This window comes from Pandoraea sp., assembly GCF_004297875.1.
Taxonomy (GTDB): Bacteria; Pseudomonadota; Gammaproteobacteria; order Burkholderiales; family Burkholderiaceae; genus Pandoraea.
The window spans coordinates 64892-81799 of sequence record NZ_SCSK01000001.1; the positions used below are offsets into that span (position 1 = coordinate 64892).

Genomic DNA, 16908 nt, shown 5'->3' on the forward strand with positions numbered 1-16908 from the left:
TTTCGGCCGTTTTCCCGACGATCGGCGCTGCTCGGTGCGGACGCTGATTCTGCATGCAGCGGTTGACCCGTGACAAGGCGGCGCTGTCCTAAACATTTGCCATGGCGTTACTTAATATCCTTCGTTACCCCGATCCGCGGCTGCACAAGATCGCCAAACCCGTCGGCGCGGTGGACGAGCGCATCCGCCAGCTGGTCGCCGACATGGCCGAGACCATGTACGACGCGCCGGGCGTCGGGCTGGCGGCAACCCAGGTCGACGTCCACGAGCAGGTGATCGTGATCGATATCTCCGATGCGCGCGATGCGTTGCAGGTCTTCATCAACCCGGAGATCGTCTGGCGCAGCGAAGCGAGGAAGGTCTGGGAAGAAGGCTGCCTGTCGGTGCCAGGCATCTACGACGACGTCGAGCGTGCGGAGCGGGTACGCGTGCGCGCGCTCGACCAGTACGGCAAGTCGTTCGAGCTGGAGGCGGAGGGATTGCTGGCAGTATGCGTCCAGCATGAAATCGATCATCTGAAAGGCCACGTGTTCGTCGAATACCTGTCGCCGCTCAAACGCAACCGCATCAAGGGCCGAATGAAAAAGCTGGAGCGGGAAGCCGGCTGAGCGGGCACACCGCGGTACCCTTTGTCGGCAAGTTGCCATGACGACCTGGCAGCCGGTTGTTTTCACTCGAATTCCCGACCTCCCATGACCTTGCGCGTTGTCTTTGCCGGTACGCCGGAATTTGCCGAAACCGCCCTGGCTGCGATTCAAGCGGCAGGCTTCGAGGTGCCGCTGGTGCTGACCCAGCCTGACCGTCCGGCGGGGCGCGGCATGAAACTTCACGCCAGCCCGGTCAAGCAGTTCGCGCTGGCGCACGGCTTGCCGGTGGCGCAGCCGCCGTCGCTCAAACGCACTGGCAAGTATCCCGAGCAAGCCGCCGAGGCGCTCGCGCAATTGCGCCAGGCGCATGCCGACGTGATGGTGGTGGCGGCTTACGGCCTGTTACTGCCGCAGGAGGTGCTCGATATTCCCCGCTACGGCTGTCTCAATATCCACGCATCGCTGCTGCCGCGCTGGCGCGGCGCCGCGCCGATTCATCGCGCGATCGAGGCAGGCGACCATGAGACCGGCATCACCATCATGCAAATGGATGCCGGGCTGGATACCGGCGCCATGGTGTCGGTCGCGCGCGAGCCGATCGGCCCCGACGACACGACCGCAACCTTGCACGATCGACTCGCATCGCTGGGCGCTCGCCAGATCGTCCTGGCGCTCACCCAATTGGCGCGCGACGGCAACTTGCCGGCCACGCCGCAGCCGGCCGACGGGGTAACCTACGCGGCCAAGATCGGCAAAGACGAGGCCGTGCTCGACTGGACCCGCAGCGCGCAGCAACTCGTTTGCCAGATTCGGGCGTTCGACCCGTTTCCGGGCGCGATGACCGAGCTGCATGATGCAGCGCTCAAGGTATGGCGTGCCCAGATCGCCGACGGGCACGCTTTTGGGGCGGCCGCGGGCACGGTATTGTCAGTCGGACCCGAGGGGGTGGTGATCGCCTGCGGCGCGGCCGATGCGGGGCAGGCCGTGCGCATCACGCAATGGCAGAAGCCTGGCGGCAAACGTTTGCCGACGCGCGAGTTTCTGCAAGGGTTTCCCATTCAGCCAGGCGAGCGCCTGGGTGCGGCCAGGAGTGCATGATGCTGGGTATCTCAAGTCTGCCGTTGTTCGTGTTGACCGTCTTTTTGCTTAATGTCACCCCTGGCCCCGATACGGCTTATATCGTCGGGCGCAGTGTCGCGCAGGGGCGTGCGGCGGGCGTGGCCTCCGCGCTGGGCATTTCCGCCGGCTGCTGCGTCCATACGCTGGCCAGCACGTTTGGGCTGACTGCGCTGCTGGCCGCCTCGCCGCTGGCTTTCACCATCATCAAGTTTTCCGGCGCAGCCTATTTGATCTATCTGGGCGTTCGGTTGTTGAGCGCGCGCCACGCGGCACCGGCGGGGCCGACCGAGACGGCGCCCCAGCGATCGCTGCGGGCGGTGTTTCTGCAGGGCTTCCTGACCAACGTCATGAACCCCAAAGTGATCCTTTTCTTCCTTTCCTTCCTGCCGCAGTTCGTGCGTGGCGACAGTCCTCACCAGGCGCTTGCGTTTCTCACGCTGGGCGCGATCATCGTCGCCATGAGCACGGTCTGGAACAGCGGCGTGGCATGGATGGCAGGCAGCCTCACACACCGCATGGGGCAGCGTCCCGCGCTCAAACGCTGGCTGAACCGGATCGTCGGCGGCGCTTTCATCGGGCTCGGCCTGCGCCTGGCTCTGGTGAGGCGCTAGCGTTTAAGACAGATCCTAAGCGCTTGAATTTTTGGAAAATTCCCCCATCTAAAGCGCCGACTACATAAGGTGGTCGAGCCGTATGGCTCTGCAACGCTTCGCACGCAAGGAGAGACGCGCATGTTCAATTGGGTGAAAACGACCATCCTGATGGCCGCCATTACGGCGTTGTTCGTTGTCGTGGGCGGAGTGATCGGGGGCCAGCGAGGCATGATGATGGCGCTTGCGTTTGCGCTGGCGATGAATTTCTTTTCGTACTGGTTTTCCGACAAGATGGTGCTGCGCATGTATAACGCGCAGGAGGTCGACCAGACCAATGCGCCGCAGTTTTACGGTGTCGTCCAGGAACTGGCGCAACGGGCCGGCTTGCCGATGCCGCGTGTGTACCTGATCGACGAGGATGCTCCCAACGCGTTTGCCACCGGGCGCAACCCCGAACACGCCGCGGTGGCCGCCACCACCGGCATCCTGCGGGTCTTGTCCGAGCGGGAGTTGCGCGGTGTCATGGCGCATGAGCTGACGCACGTGCGGCATCGCGATATTCTGATCTCGACGATTTCGGCGACCATGGCCGGCGCCATTTCGGCATTGGCCAATTTCGCGATGTTTTTCGGCGGGCGCGATGAGAATGGCCGCCCGGCCAATCCGATCGCCAGCATCGCGGTCGCGATTCTCGCGCCACTGGCCGCGATGATGATCCAGATGGCGATTTCGCGCGCGCGAGAGTATGAGGCGGACCGCGGCGGCGCAGAAATTTCGGGTGACCCGCAGGCGCTGGCCTCGGCGCTCGACAAGATTCATCGGTACGCGCAGGGAATCCCGTTCGCGGCGGCCGAAGAACACCCCGCCACGGCCCAGATGATGATCATGAACCCGCTCGCGGGCGGCGCGATCGCCAATCTGTTCTCGACTCATCCGGCCACCGAAGACCGGATTGCCCGCCTGATGGAAATGGCGCGCACCGGGCAGTATCCGGTTTAACAGGTATCGCCAACCGACCTGCCCGCCTGGTGCGGGCATTTCTTTTTTTGAGGCCGCGTCGTGCGGCACTACGCTTCATGCCGAAATCATCGTTGAATCCGGAAGGCCTGGCTTTTTCGCTCGACCGCGCCGCGCGCGCCGTTGATGCCGTCCTGAGCGGCACCGCCCTGCCGGCGGCCCTCGGCCGCGCGACGCTCGGTGCGCCGGTCAACGCGCGGGCGGCGGCGCAGGATTTGTCGTATCGCGCGATGCGCCGCCTCGGGACGACGCGGGCGTTGCTCGCCGCCCTGGCCAGACAGGCGCCCGCCGGTCAGGTGCGGGGTATATTGCTGTGCGCCCTGGCGTTGCTGCTGGATGCGCCTGGCGAGGCGGCCTATCCGCCCTTCACGGTCGTCGACCAGGCCGTCGCCGCGGTGGCGGCCAACGTTCGCACGGCGTCGGCCAAAGGGTTCGTCAATGCGGTGCTGCGACGCTTCCTGCGCGAACAGGAGACACTCACGGCGCAGGTCATGCAACAACCCGAGGCGCGCTGGAATTATCCGCTGTGGTGGATCGATGCAGTGCGTCGCGCGTGGCCCACGCAATGGGAGTCGATTTTGACGGCCGGCGATACGCGCGGGCCGCTGACGGTACGCGTGAATCGTCGTCGCACGACGCTGGAGGCGGCGCTGGCAAGCCTGCGTGCGGCCGGCCTGGATGGCGAGCCGAGCGATGCCGCGGCGATCCGGCTCGCGCGCGCAGTGCCCGTCGAGCGGTTACCGGGATTCCAACAAGGCCTGTTGTCGGTTCAGGATGCCGGAGCGCAACTCGCCGCGCCGCTCCTGTGCGCGGCCGACGGCATGCGCGTGCTCGATGCTTGCGCGGCCCCTGGCGGCAAGACCGGGCACTTGCTCGAACTGGCCGATATCGACCTGGTAGCGCTCGAGGCCGATGCCGGCCGCGCCGATCGCATTGATCAGAATCTCGATCGGCTGGGGCTGCACGCGACGGTGCGCGTGGGCGATGCCGGCGACCCGGCGCAATGGTGGGACGGCCGGCCGTTCGAACGCATTCTGGCCGATGTGCCATGCTCGGCCTCGGGTATCGTGCGGCGCCATCCTGACATCCGCTGGTTGCGTCGCGCCGACGACGTCCCCCGCCTGGTCCTGACGCAACGCCGCATCCTGCAGGCCTTGTGGGGTGCCCTGGCGGCCGGTGGCGAACTGCTATACGTCACCTGTTCGATATTTCCGGACGAAAACGAGGCCCAGGCGCAATGGTTTGAACGAGTCTCGCCAGATGCGGTACGATTGGACGCTCCCGGCCAGTTGTTGCCAGCCCCTGACGGCGCGCACGACGGCTTTTTTTACGCACGCTTTCGGAAACGGTAACCTTGCGACGACCGCTCCTGGTTTGGCTCACGCTGCTGCTGGCTGCTTCTGCGCTGTCGCGCACGGACGCTGCGCGCGCGGATAACGAGATCAAGGTCGGCGATACCCGGCTCGAACGCGGCGCCGGCGGCTGGACGCTGGATGCCCACTTCGACTTCGTGCTCAACAGCAGTCTGGAGGATGCGGTCAATCGAGGCATTCCGCTTTACTTCACGACTGATTTCGAGCTGACCCAGTCGCGCTGGTACTGGTTCGACCGGCAGGTGGTCAGTGCCTCGCAAAGCACCCGTCTGTGGTTTCAGCCGCTGACTCGCCAGTACCGCGTCTCGAACGGCGGTGGCCTGCAACTCGGGTTTCCGACGCTGGCGTCGGCGTTGGCCCTGGTGCGCAACGTCAGCGCCTGGCGGGTCATCAAAAGTGATGAAGTCAGGCCGGGCGAGACTTACCATGCCTCGGTGCGCATGCGGCTCGATACCGCTTTGATGCCCAAGCCGTTTCAGATCGATGCCGTCAATAACCGGGACTGGAATATGAGTTCCAGCTGGAAGCATTTCATCTTTACCCCGACGCAGCCGGCCGAGCCGGCACCTGCGCCGCCGGCTGCGTCCGTGTCGGAGGCAGCGCCAGCTTCGAGCGCCGCGAGCGGGGTGTTACCTGTACCTGTACCTGTACCGGGGCCGGCCAGTGCCGCCGATCATGGCAAATAGCGACCGTCTCAAACGAATCGTCAGTCGCGCGCTGGTTGCCACCGTCGCGGTGGTCGCCTTGGTGTTGCTTATTCTATTGGCGCTGGCAAGCGCCAACACCGAGTTTTTCGATCGCTATTACTCGTGGCTCTATGGCGCGAACGTCGCGGTCGCGCTGATTTTCCTGCTGATCTTTTTCTCGCTGATCTGGATCATCGTAGCGCGTTTGCGGCAGGGCAAATTCGGCACGCGCTTGCTTGCCAAGCTGGCGTTCTACTTTGCCCTGGTCGGCGTGTTGCCCGGAGTGATCATCTATCTGGTATCGCTCCAGTTCGTATCTCGCAGTATCGAATCGTGGTTCGACGTGCGCGTCGAGTCGGCGCTCGACTCCGGCCTTGAGCTTGGCCGGGCGGTGCTCGACAATGGGCTGAGCGATCTGCGCAACAAGGCGCATCTGGTTGCGGATCAACTGGCGGCAAGCGGCGACCCGACCTCGTCGCTGGGCCTGCTGCGCCTGCGTGACCAGTTCGGCCTGCAGGAGGCCACCGTGCTCGACAGCAACGGCCGTGTGCTGGCCTCGGCCTCGAGCAATTTCAGTCAGTTGCTGCCCCAGGCGCCAACCGCCCTTGAACTGCGCCAGGCGCGCGCGCCGGGCGGCTATGCCGGATTCGAGGGCGGCAACGAGAGCATCGACAGCGGCGGCGACATCAAGAGCAGCGACGCGCAAAGCAATCAGCTGCGCTGGCTCGTCATCATCCCGATACCGTCGTCGTATGGCGCGTCGCTGCGCAGCAGCCAGCGGTTGCTGCAAGTCACTCAGCTCGTGCCGCGTAATCTTGCCAGCAACGCCGAGGCGGTGCAGACCGCCTATCGCGAGTATCAGGAGAAGGCCCTGGGGCGCACGGGGCTGCGCAAAATGTATATCGGCACGCTGACCCTGAGCCTGTTCCTGGCGACGTTCGTGGCAATGATGCTGGCGCTGGCGCTGGGCAACCAGCTGGCTCGCCCGCTGTTTTTGCTGGCCAAGGGCACCAAGGAGGTGGCCGAGGGCGACTACACGCCCAAGCACGAGATGCGCACCAACGACGAGCTCGGCTTCCTGACCCAGGCGTTCAATGCGATGACACGCCAGCTGGCCGATGCCCGTATCGCGGTGGAGCATAATCGCCTGGCGCTGGAGAGCTCCAAGGCCTATCTCGAGAGTATTCTTTCCAACCTGACGGCCGGCGTGTTCGTGTTCGATCGCGAGTTTCGAATGACGACGGCCAATCCGGGCGCCGAACGTATTTTCAAGCAGAGCTTCCAGGACGAGCTCAATCGCCTGCTCGACGATATACCGGCCCTGGTGGAATTTGGCGCGATCCTGCGCAAGGCGTTTGCCGATCAGGGAGCGAATGCCGAGCTCACGGGCGGGCATTGGCAACAGCAGATCGCGCTGACGCTGCCCAACGAGCCCGATCCGGTGACGTTGCTGGTGCGCGGGGCGCGCTTGCCCGAGGGTGCGCAAAACACCGGCGGCTATGTGGTGGTGTTCGACGACATCAGCGATGTGATTTCGGCCCAGCGTTCCGCAGCCTGGGGCGAGGTGGCGCGCCGGCTGGCGCACGAGATCAAGAATCCGCTGACGCCCATCCAGCTGTCGGCCGAACGGTTGCAGCACAAGCTGTCGGACAAGCTGCCGCCGGCCGATGCGGAAGTGCTGCGAAGGGGGGCTGCCACGATCGTCAATCAGGTCGCTGCGATGAAGCGGATGGTCGATGATTTTCGCGACTATGCGCGCACCCCGCCGGCCGTGTTGCAGAACCTCCAGCTCAACGACTTGATCGTCGAGGTGCTGGGCCTGTACGCCGACGACGGCAGCCGTCACATCATCACCGCCAACCTGGCGGCCGATTTGCCGATTATTCGCGGCGATCCCACGCAATTGCGCCAAGTGATTCACAATTTGCTGCAAAATGCGCAGGACGCGGTCGCTGAATCCGCAAACCCTCTTATCAGTATTGAAACGAAGACAGTAGAATACAAAGAAGGCGAGTCGCGCGACGGCGCACGCAAGCGCAATGCGGTGCGCCTGACGATCACCGACAGCGGCCCGGGATTTTCGGCGCGCATTCTCACTCGCGCCTTCGAGCCGTATGCCACCACCAAGGCCAAGGGAACGGGACTGGGGTTGGCGATGGTCAAGAAGATCATCGATGAGCACGACGCGCGCATCGACATCAGGAATCGACCGGGTCCCGACGGCGAGGGTGTGATCGGTGCACAGATCGCGATTCTGTTCACGCAGTTGAAAGAAGACTCTGCGCCGTCCGGCGAGCAGACGGTGGAACACACGAAGGTAGCGTAAATGGCAACCATCTTGGTGGTGGACGACGAAATGGGTATCCGGGAGTTGCTCTCGGAAATTCTCAGCGACGAAGGTCATGTGGTGGAAGTGGCGGAGAACGCCCAGGCTGCGCGCGCCTATCGCGCGCAGCAGGTTCCGGATCTGGTCCTGCTCGATATCTGGATGCCCGATACCGATGGCGTGACGCTGCTCAAGGAGTGGGCCGCACAGGGTCAACTGACGATGCCGGTCATCATGATGTCGGGACATGCAACGATCGATACCGCGGTCGAAGCGACCAAGATTGGCGCGCTGAATTTCCTGGAGAAGCCGATCGCATTGCAGAAATTGCTGCAGGCGGTCGCGCAGGGACTCGCCCACGGCAGACAGGACTCGGGCCCGGGCAAGGTCGGTGCCGCCGATGCGGCAGGTGTGGAGGTGGCCGGTCTCGACGACGAGTCCGATAGCTATGTCGATATCGACGAGGACGGGTTCGGCAATGGCGTGGCAAGCCGAGCCAGCACTCATGACGGCACTGCGCCGGCGTCGTCCTCCGGCATTTCGTTCGATGTTCCGCTGCGCGAAGCGCGCGACGCCTTCGAGCGCGCCTATTTCGAGTACCACCTGACCAAGGAAAACGGCAGCATGACGCGTGTGGCCGAGAAAACCGGGCTGGAACGGACGCATTTGTATCGCAAGCTCAAGCAATTGGGGGTTGAACTGAGCAGGGCCAAGCACGAACGCTGAAACGCCGCCTATTTGTTGCAGGCGGCTTGCAGTCATACCGGGATTTGCTTATAATCTCGCTTCCTTGGCCCGGTAGCTCAGTTGGTAGAGCAGCGGATTGAAAATCCGTGTGTCGATGGTTCGATTCCGTCCCAGGCCACCAAAATTAGACGCCCAACCTCTCTCGGTTGGGCGTTTTCATTTCTGCCGTTTCCCGCGCCATGCGGGTTTCCTGGCGATTTTGCGTGTGCCACGCGCCGCCCGGGACCGGGCCGATTTCGGCCTGGTTTGCCTATATTTCGCCCTCTGTTAAAGATCTCGGCCGGCACAATGGGCTCAAATGCGCCGTCCTTCCGGATCCACATCTCGGGCTGATTGACTACCCGATGCCTCTTGAGCTTGAATGAAATCCGGTTGTAGATGTTGTTGCCGATGTACTTCTCGTTACTGAGCACCTGGCGGACGGTCGCACGGGTCCAGTCTCGACCCAGATCCGTGCCGATACATTGAGCGTTGAGCCGCGTTGCGATTTCCGACTCGGTCAACCCATCGTTGACGAACCAGCGATAGATCTGATTGACCGTGGCCACCTCCGGCTCAGGGCCCGGCATCAGAATCACGCGGTCGGTTTGTAGGCTCTTGTGGTCACCCCGCGCCAGTTCGGCCTTAAACGTACCGCTTTGGTCCACGAGGACGCGTCGCAGACCATAGCCGGCGGGGCCACCTTGACGATATCCCAGCTCGATCAGTCGACATTGCCCAGCGAAAACCTTGGCCGACAGTTCACGGCTGTATTCACCGGCCATTGCTCGTTTGACGCCTTTCACGATAGTGGAAACCGGCGAGCCATCGTTCTCAAACTGTTCAGCGCAGTATGTGACCTGAATGCCAGCTCGTCGGCAGATGTATTCGTAATAGGCGCTTTCGTCGGCATCCTGGAAACGTCCCCACCGGCTGACGTCATAGACCAGGATCATCTCGAAATCAGCGTGACCAGACTCGACGTCCCGAATCAACTGCTGGAGAGCGTGTCGCCCATCGATGCTCAGGCCACTCTTGCCTTCGTCCGCGTAGGTCCGGGCGATCTGGATGCCGCGACGATTCGCATACTCCCGGATCTTGTCCGCCTGGTTCTCCGTCGAATACTGCTGATGTTCGGTCGACATCCGGACATATTCTGCTGCCCGATGAACGGCCGGCGAGGGCGTGGCGTCGCTAGGGTCTTCTTCTTGCAACATGGCAACCGATCGCGTGAGTGAAACGATTGAACGCTCTCGGATTCCCGTTGCCCGTTGGCTGCGTTCCGGGAGCAGGAAGCTCGTGGTGCCGCCGAATTTACGCCCATGCAGGATGTTCGAGAGATGGTGTGAGAAAGACGGTAAGGGCCGGCTTTTTCGATGTCGATCACGTCCTCTCTTTGCACGCATCCTTTTTGCACGGGCAGTCGACGCAAACCGGCTCGATCGCGACAAGCCACGAAGCCTTCGGCTCTCGTCCTGGCGCGGCAGCCAGCCGAATCCAGTACAGCCCTGGGGCGATCGGCGACACGTCCATCTTTGCAAAATCGCCGAACGAGCTTTGGGGCTGATCCCGATGTTGAGCTCGGTTACGGGCCACATAATCCGGATGGTCGCTCCGGTACTGGCGCCAGTAATCCGGGTGACGCTTTTGCCAGGCGCGCTGTGCGTCCCGCTGGTTGTCACGGTAATCGGGATCGGTGCTGAGCTTCTCCCGCTGCCACTGACGCTTTCGAGCTCGCTGACATGTCGATGACGAGCAGTAGGTCTGATGTGGTGTTTGCGGGCGCGGTTCGAACAGGTCGCCGCAGCAAATACAGGGCTTGAGTGCCATCCATGTCTCCCGCAGGAATGGGCGCCCGATCATGCTTACGTGTGTAAGCGCGATTGAATGCGTTCATTGGTGCTGGTTGACGACCGGGGCATAGATATTGAATATTTAATTATGTGTTAACGTAGTAGAAGTTAACAAGGCAGAGCCCTGTCAGTGCAAAAGGGGAAGAAGTCATTGACGATCAATGGCTTGGCGCGCGGCAAACCCTCTGAAGTTTGTGTGCGCAAGACGAACACGCATGTGGACACCTTTCTCGGATTCACGGTGGATGAGCGATTGTCCCCAAGGTAGACACATGGTTTTCACAGCAATTGCCCGACGAAATCCAGCCGTTGTTCACAGGTCGGCAGTGGAAGGAGCGAGCGCGAGCTGTGAACCATGAAAAATGGAGACCAAAGGCCTATGGCCAAGTCTGATGAAGATTCGATTTTCGAAAAGAAATCACCCGAGCAGGTGATCATGGAAGCAGGGGCCAAGGTACTGCAGGCCGGCATCTGGTTGATTCGGAATGGCTACGGAAGGATGCTGCTTCTTCCGTACGCGTCCCCATCCGGTGCGTACTGGCGATGTGAGTTTCACCCGGTTGGCCGGCCGAGCCGGACAATCTTCCGGTACACGAGCGGCAGCGAGGCCAAATATCTCGAAAATCACTGCGGTGGATCCATACGCTCAAGCGTGTCGCCCGAGAAGCTGGCGCAGGCGATCATGAAAAGCGTACCGGACGACGTCAAGTCGTCGTGCGAAGGACCAGCCTCTCCTGAGACGCTCCGCTGGCTGGTGCTGCTCGAGGCCGCAGTCGATGGCGGTTTTCTGGCAGAAGCGTTCCACGACTACACCGAGGATTATTCGCGGTGGGAGCTGGTTAGCTTGATTCGAGGCAATGGCGACCCAATTCCTGCGCCTCCGGGTTATGTAAAACCTGGCGAGGAGTGCAGCGCCGTCGATCTGGAATGGCGGGACGGCGAGGCAGCATGGAACGCTGTTGCCAGTGACGAGGAGCTCCTGATCGGATTGGAGACGCTCAGCGACGACGAACGATGCTATGAGCTAGCCGATCGCGTTCGACGCGGGTTTGCAGAAACGACGGACGGATTTGAGGCCAGACGCCTCTTGCGTGCCGTAATTGGCACGCTCTCGAAGTTGGAGTGATTGCAAGTGCGCAACGAATCTGTTGCGGGTGCGAATTATTGAACTGAGGCAAGTTCACGACGATAAGCTACGGGAAGAAAAATGGCATACGAATTGAATTCGCTGTTGATGAAATGCGAGGCAGATGATTTTTCGTTTTTGATCGATAGAATTGAGAGTTTCACGAACCTATCGTCAGATACCGAATTGAACGAGGCGCTTGGTTCCTTTAAGCAAGGCGGCCGTCGATCCCAAAAAGAGTCGCTGGCAAAGACTTTAGAGCGAGAAATTCGCTATCTTGGCAGCTCAGACATTGCGTACGCGTACAGAAAATTGACATCTTCGGAGGAGCCGGCGGGAGTTAGCATCCATGAAATCATCGAGGATGTGAGCAAGAAATTAAAGGTAAGGCAGAAATTAATTGGTGGTGTCGAGGCGAAGCTTGAAAGATTGGTGAAATTCACCGTAGAAAAGATGTTTTTCGAACTAAAGCCTGAGCAACAACGTGAGATGTTTGATAAAGCGGGGGTGGGGAAGGATCAGCAGGATGAGTTTTTCGATAAGATTAAGAAAAACAAAGCATATTTTCTGCCGATATTGTTTTCTCTGCTCGGCCCCGAAATAACTGCGACGATCGTTCAGGGGCTCGCTGTTGCAGCGATAGCGGCTTTCATTGGGCGTAAAGCTGCTGAAGAGCTTTTAAAGAATCTCATTGCGAGGTTCCCTTGGTGGGCTGAGTGGTTAGGTCCGATAGTATGGGGGCTCAGTCTCGGCTGGCTGGCGATTGACCTGCAAGGGGCTGCTAATCGCAAAACCATCCCCGTTCTTCTATACCTTGGCATTGTCGGTCTGCGGGATGGTCCGGAGGACGGCGACGCATTTTGGTCCGAGCCATCGTCAGACTAACTTGACCTGGCGGGAAATTGGATCTCGACGAGATGGGCAATGGCCGGCCGACGAATCGGATGTCGCTGACCGATAACTGATACCATCGGCCGTTCGGGGAGGGGGCAGCTTGTCGATCAGGCGGCCCTTCATTGCTGATCGCAAACAGATAAGAAGAATGGCGAAACCTGATTTCCCACCGCTGCTGCAGCCGGGAATGCACAACATGACGATTCAAGGTCTCCACGCCTTGGCCGTTGCGCCATTCGGCGCAGACCTCCGCCGCCAGGATCTGCACCAGAACCTGGCCAGGTGGTATGGGGCGTTGCAGGCACTGGGCATAGGCGGCACATTGTGGCTCGACGGTTCATTTTTGACAGAAAAGCCGTCCCCGGGCGATATCGATTGCGTATTGTGGAATCCGCGCTGGGTCAATGGCCACGTCAACGTGACTGCTGCGCTGCGGCAGCAAGTGGATAACTTATTGAACAGAGCAGCGGCAGAGAACATCTTCAACCTGGATCTTTACATCGAGATGTCTCCGCAAGATGATGTTTTTCATAGAGAGGCATATTGGCGTGGTGTCCTTGGATTCGGGCACGACCGTGTCTCGGCGAAGGGCTTTGCGGAGATTCACTTATGAGCAGCAAGTTCCTGAAAGAGCACGCTGACTCACTAGCCAAGTTCGCAAGCGAGACAGCCGAGCGTGCCCAAGCAGATCCGGAAGACTTCTTCCTGCAACTGGCCGCGAAAAATCAGAGCGACGCGGCTCATAGCGTTGCGCACCAGCTAATGCTCGAAGAGGCCGAGGAGGCCGGTGAGCTGGTTGACTTACGCCTCATCGGCCCTCGTGCGAACGGCAGCATTGCTCTCGACTGGTTTATTTCAGCCATGGAGCCATTGTCGAAAGCATGGAAGCTTGCTGCACACCGACTGCGTTACGGAAACGATGCTGCACGCGGCGTTGCGGACGATATCGTAAGCGCGCTCAACCTTAAGCTGGCTGGCTTGGGTCACGGCTCTACCCGGATCTTCGTGACGGGGAGCGCGTTACCCGATTTAACGGGTGAGAGCTTGTTGCAAGCGACGCTGACGCAGATGTTTCGTCTGCTGAACGCGAGGCAGGATGATTTCTACGATGCAGTTGACGCGGTCGGCGGTCGTTCGGCGCACCAGCTCAGTGAGTTCATGAAGGCATTGGACGGAGCTGGGCTGGCGGCGCAATTTACCTGGCAATCTCCGCGTGGACGGCAGTTCTGGGAGGGAAGGCCTGACGAGATTACTCGCATCAGAACGCTACTTGATACCATCCGTGAGCCGGAGCGGTACGAGGAACTCATTGACGGCAGAGTGGCTGGAATCACCGACACTGGCCGGCTGGATCTGCGGACTGATGACGGGAAGGTCTCGATCCGATTCCCATTGAAGCTGACTGATCAGGTCCAACGCCTGACGATTACTTCTCCGGCGCGGATCAAGGTTCTGACGGCCAAGTATTGGGACTCAGTTGAGAAGAGGGACATTTACAAGCGCCAGCTGATCTCCGTCGAGTGATCCGCGCGCATGCGCGGTGCTCGTTGTTGTCCCCTATGAATTGAGCCGGTTTCCGATTGCGTTGCAATATTTGCTACAATTCGGACGGAAATGGTTCTTTTATGTGGTAAGGTACGCCACCAAGAACACCAAGGGCTTGCATCCATGCAAGCCCTTTTTGCGTTTTGCGACGATTTTGCCCGCCTCATGCGCGGTCCGGCAAAATGGTCGCCGCCAGAGCCCGCCGCTGTCCCGCATGTGTGATGGATTCGGCGTGGGGATCCCCGCAGCAGGGGAATTTGCGTACATGCGATCATGACGATATCTGAAGATGCCGCACTGGTCTTGTTCTCCGGCGGACAAGACTCGACCACTTGCCTGGCCTGGGCGCTGGCGCGCTATGCTCGCGTGGAAACGCTCGGTTTCGATTACGGCCAGCGCCATCGGGTCGAGCTGGATTGCCGCACCGACGTGCTGGCACGGTTGCGTGCCGAATTCCCGGCGTGGACCCCGCGGCTGGGCGAGGATCACATGATCGACCTGTCGGTGCTCGGTCAGATCAGCGACACCGCATTGACGCGCGAAGTCTCGATTGCAATGAGCGCGGATCATTTGCCCAACACCTTCGTGCCGGGCCGCAACCTGCTGTTCATGACGATCGGCGCCACCATTGCCTACCGTCGCGGCTTGCGCGTGCTGGTCGGCGGCATGTGCGAGACCGACTTCTCCGGTTATCCGGATTGCCGGGACGACACCATGAAGGCGCTCCAGGTGGCACTCAATCTTGGCATGGATCGCCGTTTCATCGTCGAGACGCCGCTGATGTGGATCGACAAGACCCAGACCTGGCGGCTTGCGCACTCGCTGGGCGGTGCGCCTTTGGTCGAGCTGGTGCGCGAAGCCACGCATACCTGTTACCTCGGCGAGCGCGGTGAGCTGCATGCCTGGGGTTACGGTTGCGGCGAATGCCCGGCGTGCGAGTTGCGTCGCCGTGGATATGAGGGCTACATAGCCCAGGGCGGACAATGACCTACACCGTCAAGGAAATTTTCTATACATTGCAGGGCGAGGGCGCCAACGCCGGCCGGCCGGCCGTATTTTGCCGCTTCGCGGGTTGCAACCTCTGGACTGGCCGCGAGCAGGACCGCGCCGACGCGGTGTGCCGCTTTTGCGATACAGATTTTGTCGGCACTGACGGCGAGAACGGCGGAAAATATGCGACGCCGGAAGCCCTGGCCGAACGCATCGCGTCGCTCTGGCCAGCCGGCGACAGCGAGCACCGCTTCGTCGTGTGCACCGGTGGAGAACCTTTGCTGCAGCTCGATGAGCCATTGATCGATGCGCTGCACCGCTCGCGCTTCCGCATCGCGATCGAGACCAACGGCACCCAGCCTGTGCCACCCGGCATCGATTGGGTTTGCGTCAGTCCGAAAGCGGATGCGCCGCTGGTCGTGACTCGGGGGCACGAGCTGAAAGTGGTGGTGCCGCAGGCGCGTCAGTCGCTGGCCGGGTACGAGGCATTGGACTTCGAGCACTTTTATTTGCAGCCGATGGACGGCCCGCTGCGCGAGGCCAATACGCGTTGGGCTATCGATTATTGCAAGCAGCATCCGCGCTGGCGGCTGTCGATGCAAACGCACAAGTATCTGAATATTCCCTAGGGGGCGCCAGGCCCGGCCAGCGCGGCGTGTGTCGATTGAGTGCAACGCCGGCTACGGGGCCGCCTCCTCATTGAAGAGCGATTTTGCGTGATTACCATTACCCGAAAACTTGAGTTCGACGCAGGTCACCGCATTCCCGATCATCGGAGCCAGTGCCGTAACCTGCACGGACATCGTTACGTTCTGGAAATTACCCTGTGCGGCGAGATCATGCAGCACGAGGGCGCCTCCGACAACGGCATGGTGATGGACTTCGCCGACGTCAAGACGCTCGCTCGCGAGCACCTGATCGACGTGTGGGATCACGCCTTCCTGGTCTACGAGAACGATGCTGCCGTCAGGGGGTTTCTCGACAGCCTGCCGGATCACAAGACGGTCGTGCTGGACCGGGTGCCGACGGTAGAGAACCTCGCGGCCGTCGCTTTCGACGTTTTGGCAGCGGTGTTCGACGCTCATTACGGCGTCAATCTGCGTCTGACGCGGGTGCGTCTGTACGAAACGCCCAACTGCTGGGCCGAGGTCTGCCGCTAGCCGATAACCCGCAGCGCAGGTTCGGGCCGATCGGGCTATGATGATCGGTGCAACGAGCGAGGTGTCAGGATTCCGCTTGCATGCCGACTAAGCGTCAGGCGTTCAACCAGGTGCAATGAAGCTGCGGGGGTATTTCATGAAAGCATGGCAAAACATGAGGCGGATCGCGTCGATGGCGCTCGTCTGCGGTGCTGCGATCGCAGCGCTCTCATCGTCGGCGGACGCCGCCCAGGCGCCGCCGCCGGCAAAAAAATTGACCGAGCAGGCCATACGCAATTACCAGGCAGGACATCGAAAACAGGCGTTGGCGCAGTTTCGCCAGGCCGCTGGCCAGGGAAACCGCCTGGCTGAATTCGATTACGCGATGATGCTGCTCAATGGCGAGGGCGCAGCGAAGGCGGCGCCGCAAGAGGGCGCGCAATGGCTGCACAAGGCCGCTCTGGCTGGCATGAGTCAGGCCCAATTTCTTTACGGAAAGATGTTCGACGATGGGTATGTGGTGAACAAATCCATCAAGGACGCCAATTTTTGGTACGGCAAGGCCGCCGAACAGGGGCACATCGAGGCTGAAGCGGCGATGGCCAACGAATACTTCATTGGGCGCGGCGTCCCGCTGGATTACCACAAAGCCTTCGATCTCTATCTCAAAGCGGCCAGAGGGGGCGACCTGCCGTCGCAATACATCGTCGCGAGTTACTACGAGCACGGCTACGGTGTCATGACGCCCGACATCGATCAAGCGCGCGTGTGGTATGCGCGCGCGGCAGCGCAGGGCGACATCGCTGCGTTGGGCAAATTGCGAGCCCTGACAGCACGACGCGCGGCCGAGACTGCTCAACAGGCGGCGCCGGCAGGCAGTCCGGCCCACTGAGCCATAAAGGGAGGCCGCCTGCCCGCGCTCGGGCAGGCGGCC

Annotated in this window: 16 protein-coding genes, 1 tRNA gene and 2 pseudogenes; 17 read left to right on the forward strand and 2 right to left on the reverse strand. The window is 61.1% G+C overall.

The features are described 5' to 3' along the window. Positions 1–101: 101 nt before the first annotated feature. From def to EPN80_RS00345, 9 genes and pseudogenes are all read left to right on the forward strand, one after another. Positions 102–608, forward strand: coding sequence for a peptide deformylase (gene def, locus EPN80_RS00305; RefSeq protein ID WP_293022196.1), 507 nt, complete (start codon positions 102–104; stop codon positions 606–608). 84 nt (positions 609–692) lie between these two features. Further along, positions 693–1685: a methionyl-tRNA formyltransferase gene (gene fmt / locus EPN80_RS00310; RefSeq protein ID WP_293022198.1), complete on the forward strand. Its 993-nt coding sequence runs from the start codon at positions 693–695 to the stop codon at positions 1683–1685. Next, a complete protein-coding gene (locus EPN80_RS00315) occupies positions 1685–2317 on the forward strand; it encodes a LysE family translocator (RefSeq protein ID WP_293022200.1) in 633 nt (210 codons plus the stop codon). Before fmt ends, EPN80_RS00315 begins: the two co-directional genes overlap by 1 nt. A gap of 120 nt (positions 2318–2437) precedes the next feature. Beyond that, the gene (gene htpX, locus EPN80_RS00320; RefSeq protein WP_293022202.1) at positions 2438–3298 is read left to right on the forward strand and encodes a zinc metalloprotease HtpX; all 861 of its coding nucleotides are present in this window, start codon (positions 2438–2440) and stop codon (positions 3296–3298) included. A 77-nt stretch (positions 3299–3375) separates the two neighbouring features. Further along, the gene (rsmB, locus tag EPN80_RS00325) at positions 3376–4668 is read left to right on the forward strand and encodes a 16S rRNA (cytosine(967)-C(5))-methyltransferase RsmB (protein ID WP_293022204.1); all 1293 of its coding nucleotides are present in this window, start codon (positions 3376–3378) and stop codon (positions 4666–4668) included. 2 nt (positions 4669–4670) lie between these two features. Then, positions 4671–5249: pseudogene (locus EPN80_RS00330) on the forward strand (DUF4390 domain-containing protein); the annotation flags it as partial. Positions 5250–5364: 115 nt separating this feature from the next. Further along, a complete protein-coding gene (locus tag EPN80_RS00335; RefSeq protein ID WP_293022206.1) occupies positions 5365–7701 on the forward strand; it encodes a PAS domain-containing sensor histidine kinase in 2337 nt (778 codons plus the stop codon). After that, positions 7702–8427: a response regulator gene (locus tag EPN80_RS00340; RefSeq protein WP_293022208.1), complete on the forward strand. Its 726-nt coding sequence runs from the start codon at positions 7702–7704 to the stop codon at positions 8425–8427. A gap of 66 nt (positions 8428–8493) precedes the next feature. Continuing rightward, positions 8494–8569 (forward strand) — tRNA-Phe (locus tag EPN80_RS00345). Positions 8570–8717: 148 nt separating this feature from the next. Here EPN80_RS00345 and EPN80_RS00350 read toward each other — a convergent pair. Beyond that, positions 8718–9644: pseudogene (locus EPN80_RS00350) on the reverse strand (recombinase family protein); the annotation flags it as partial. 166 nt (positions 9645–9810) lie between these two features. Then, on the reverse strand, positions 9811–10257 hold the full coding sequence (locus EPN80_RS00355; protein WP_293022210.1) for a hypothetical protein: 447 nt from the start codon (positions 10255–10257) through the stop codon (positions 9811–9813). Between the two features lie 402 nt (positions 10258–10659). Between EPN80_RS00355 and EPN80_RS00360 the strand changes: the two genes are divergently transcribed. The 8 genes from EPN80_RS00360 (at position 10660) to EPN80_RS00395 (ending at position 16866) form a co-directional block, all read left to right on the forward strand. Beyond that, positions 10660–11406 (forward strand): hypothetical protein, encoded by a 747-nt coding sequence (locus EPN80_RS00360; protein WP_293022212.1) that lies wholly within the window; start codon positions 10660–10662, stop codon positions 11404–11406. 81 nt (positions 11407–11487) lie between these two features. Then, complete coding sequence (locus EPN80_RS00365; RefSeq protein ID WP_293022214.1) at positions 11488–12291, forward strand: hypothetical protein; 804 nt, start codon at positions 11488–11490, stop codon at positions 12289–12291. Between the two features lie 157 nt (positions 12292–12448). Further along, complete coding sequence (locus EPN80_RS00370) at positions 12449–12913, forward strand: hypothetical protein (protein WP_293022216.1); 465 nt, start codon at positions 12449–12451, stop codon at positions 12911–12913. Further along, complete coding sequence (locus EPN80_RS00375; protein ID WP_293022218.1) at positions 12910–13824, forward strand: hypothetical protein; 915 nt, start codon at positions 12910–12912, stop codon at positions 13822–13824. Before EPN80_RS00370 ends, EPN80_RS00375 begins: the two co-directional genes overlap by 4 nt. Before the next feature lie 294 nt (positions 13825–14118). Next, a complete protein-coding gene (gene queC, locus EPN80_RS00380; protein WP_293022219.1) occupies positions 14119–14832 on the forward strand; it encodes a 7-cyano-7-deazaguanine synthase QueC in 714 nt (237 codons plus the stop codon). Further along, positions 14829–15464 (forward strand): 7-carboxy-7-deazaguanine synthase, encoded by a 636-nt coding sequence (queE, locus tag EPN80_RS00385; RefSeq protein ID WP_293022221.1) that lies wholly within the window; start codon positions 14829–14831, stop codon positions 15462–15464. The genes queC and queE overlap by 4 nt, the downstream gene beginning before the upstream one ends. Positions 15465–15551: 87 nt before the next feature. Beyond that, positions 15552–15995, forward strand: a complete 444-nt coding sequence (queD, locus tag EPN80_RS00390) for a 6-carboxytetrahydropterin synthase QueD (RefSeq protein WP_293022224.1) — start codon at positions 15552–15554, stop codon at positions 15993–15995. A 136-nt stretch (positions 15996–16131) separates the two neighbouring features. Next, on the forward strand, positions 16132–16866 hold the full coding sequence (locus EPN80_RS00395; RefSeq protein WP_293022226.1) for a tetratricopeptide repeat protein: 735 nt from the start codon (positions 16132–16134) through the stop codon (positions 16864–16866). The last annotated feature ends 42 nt before the right edge of the window (positions 16867–16908 follow it).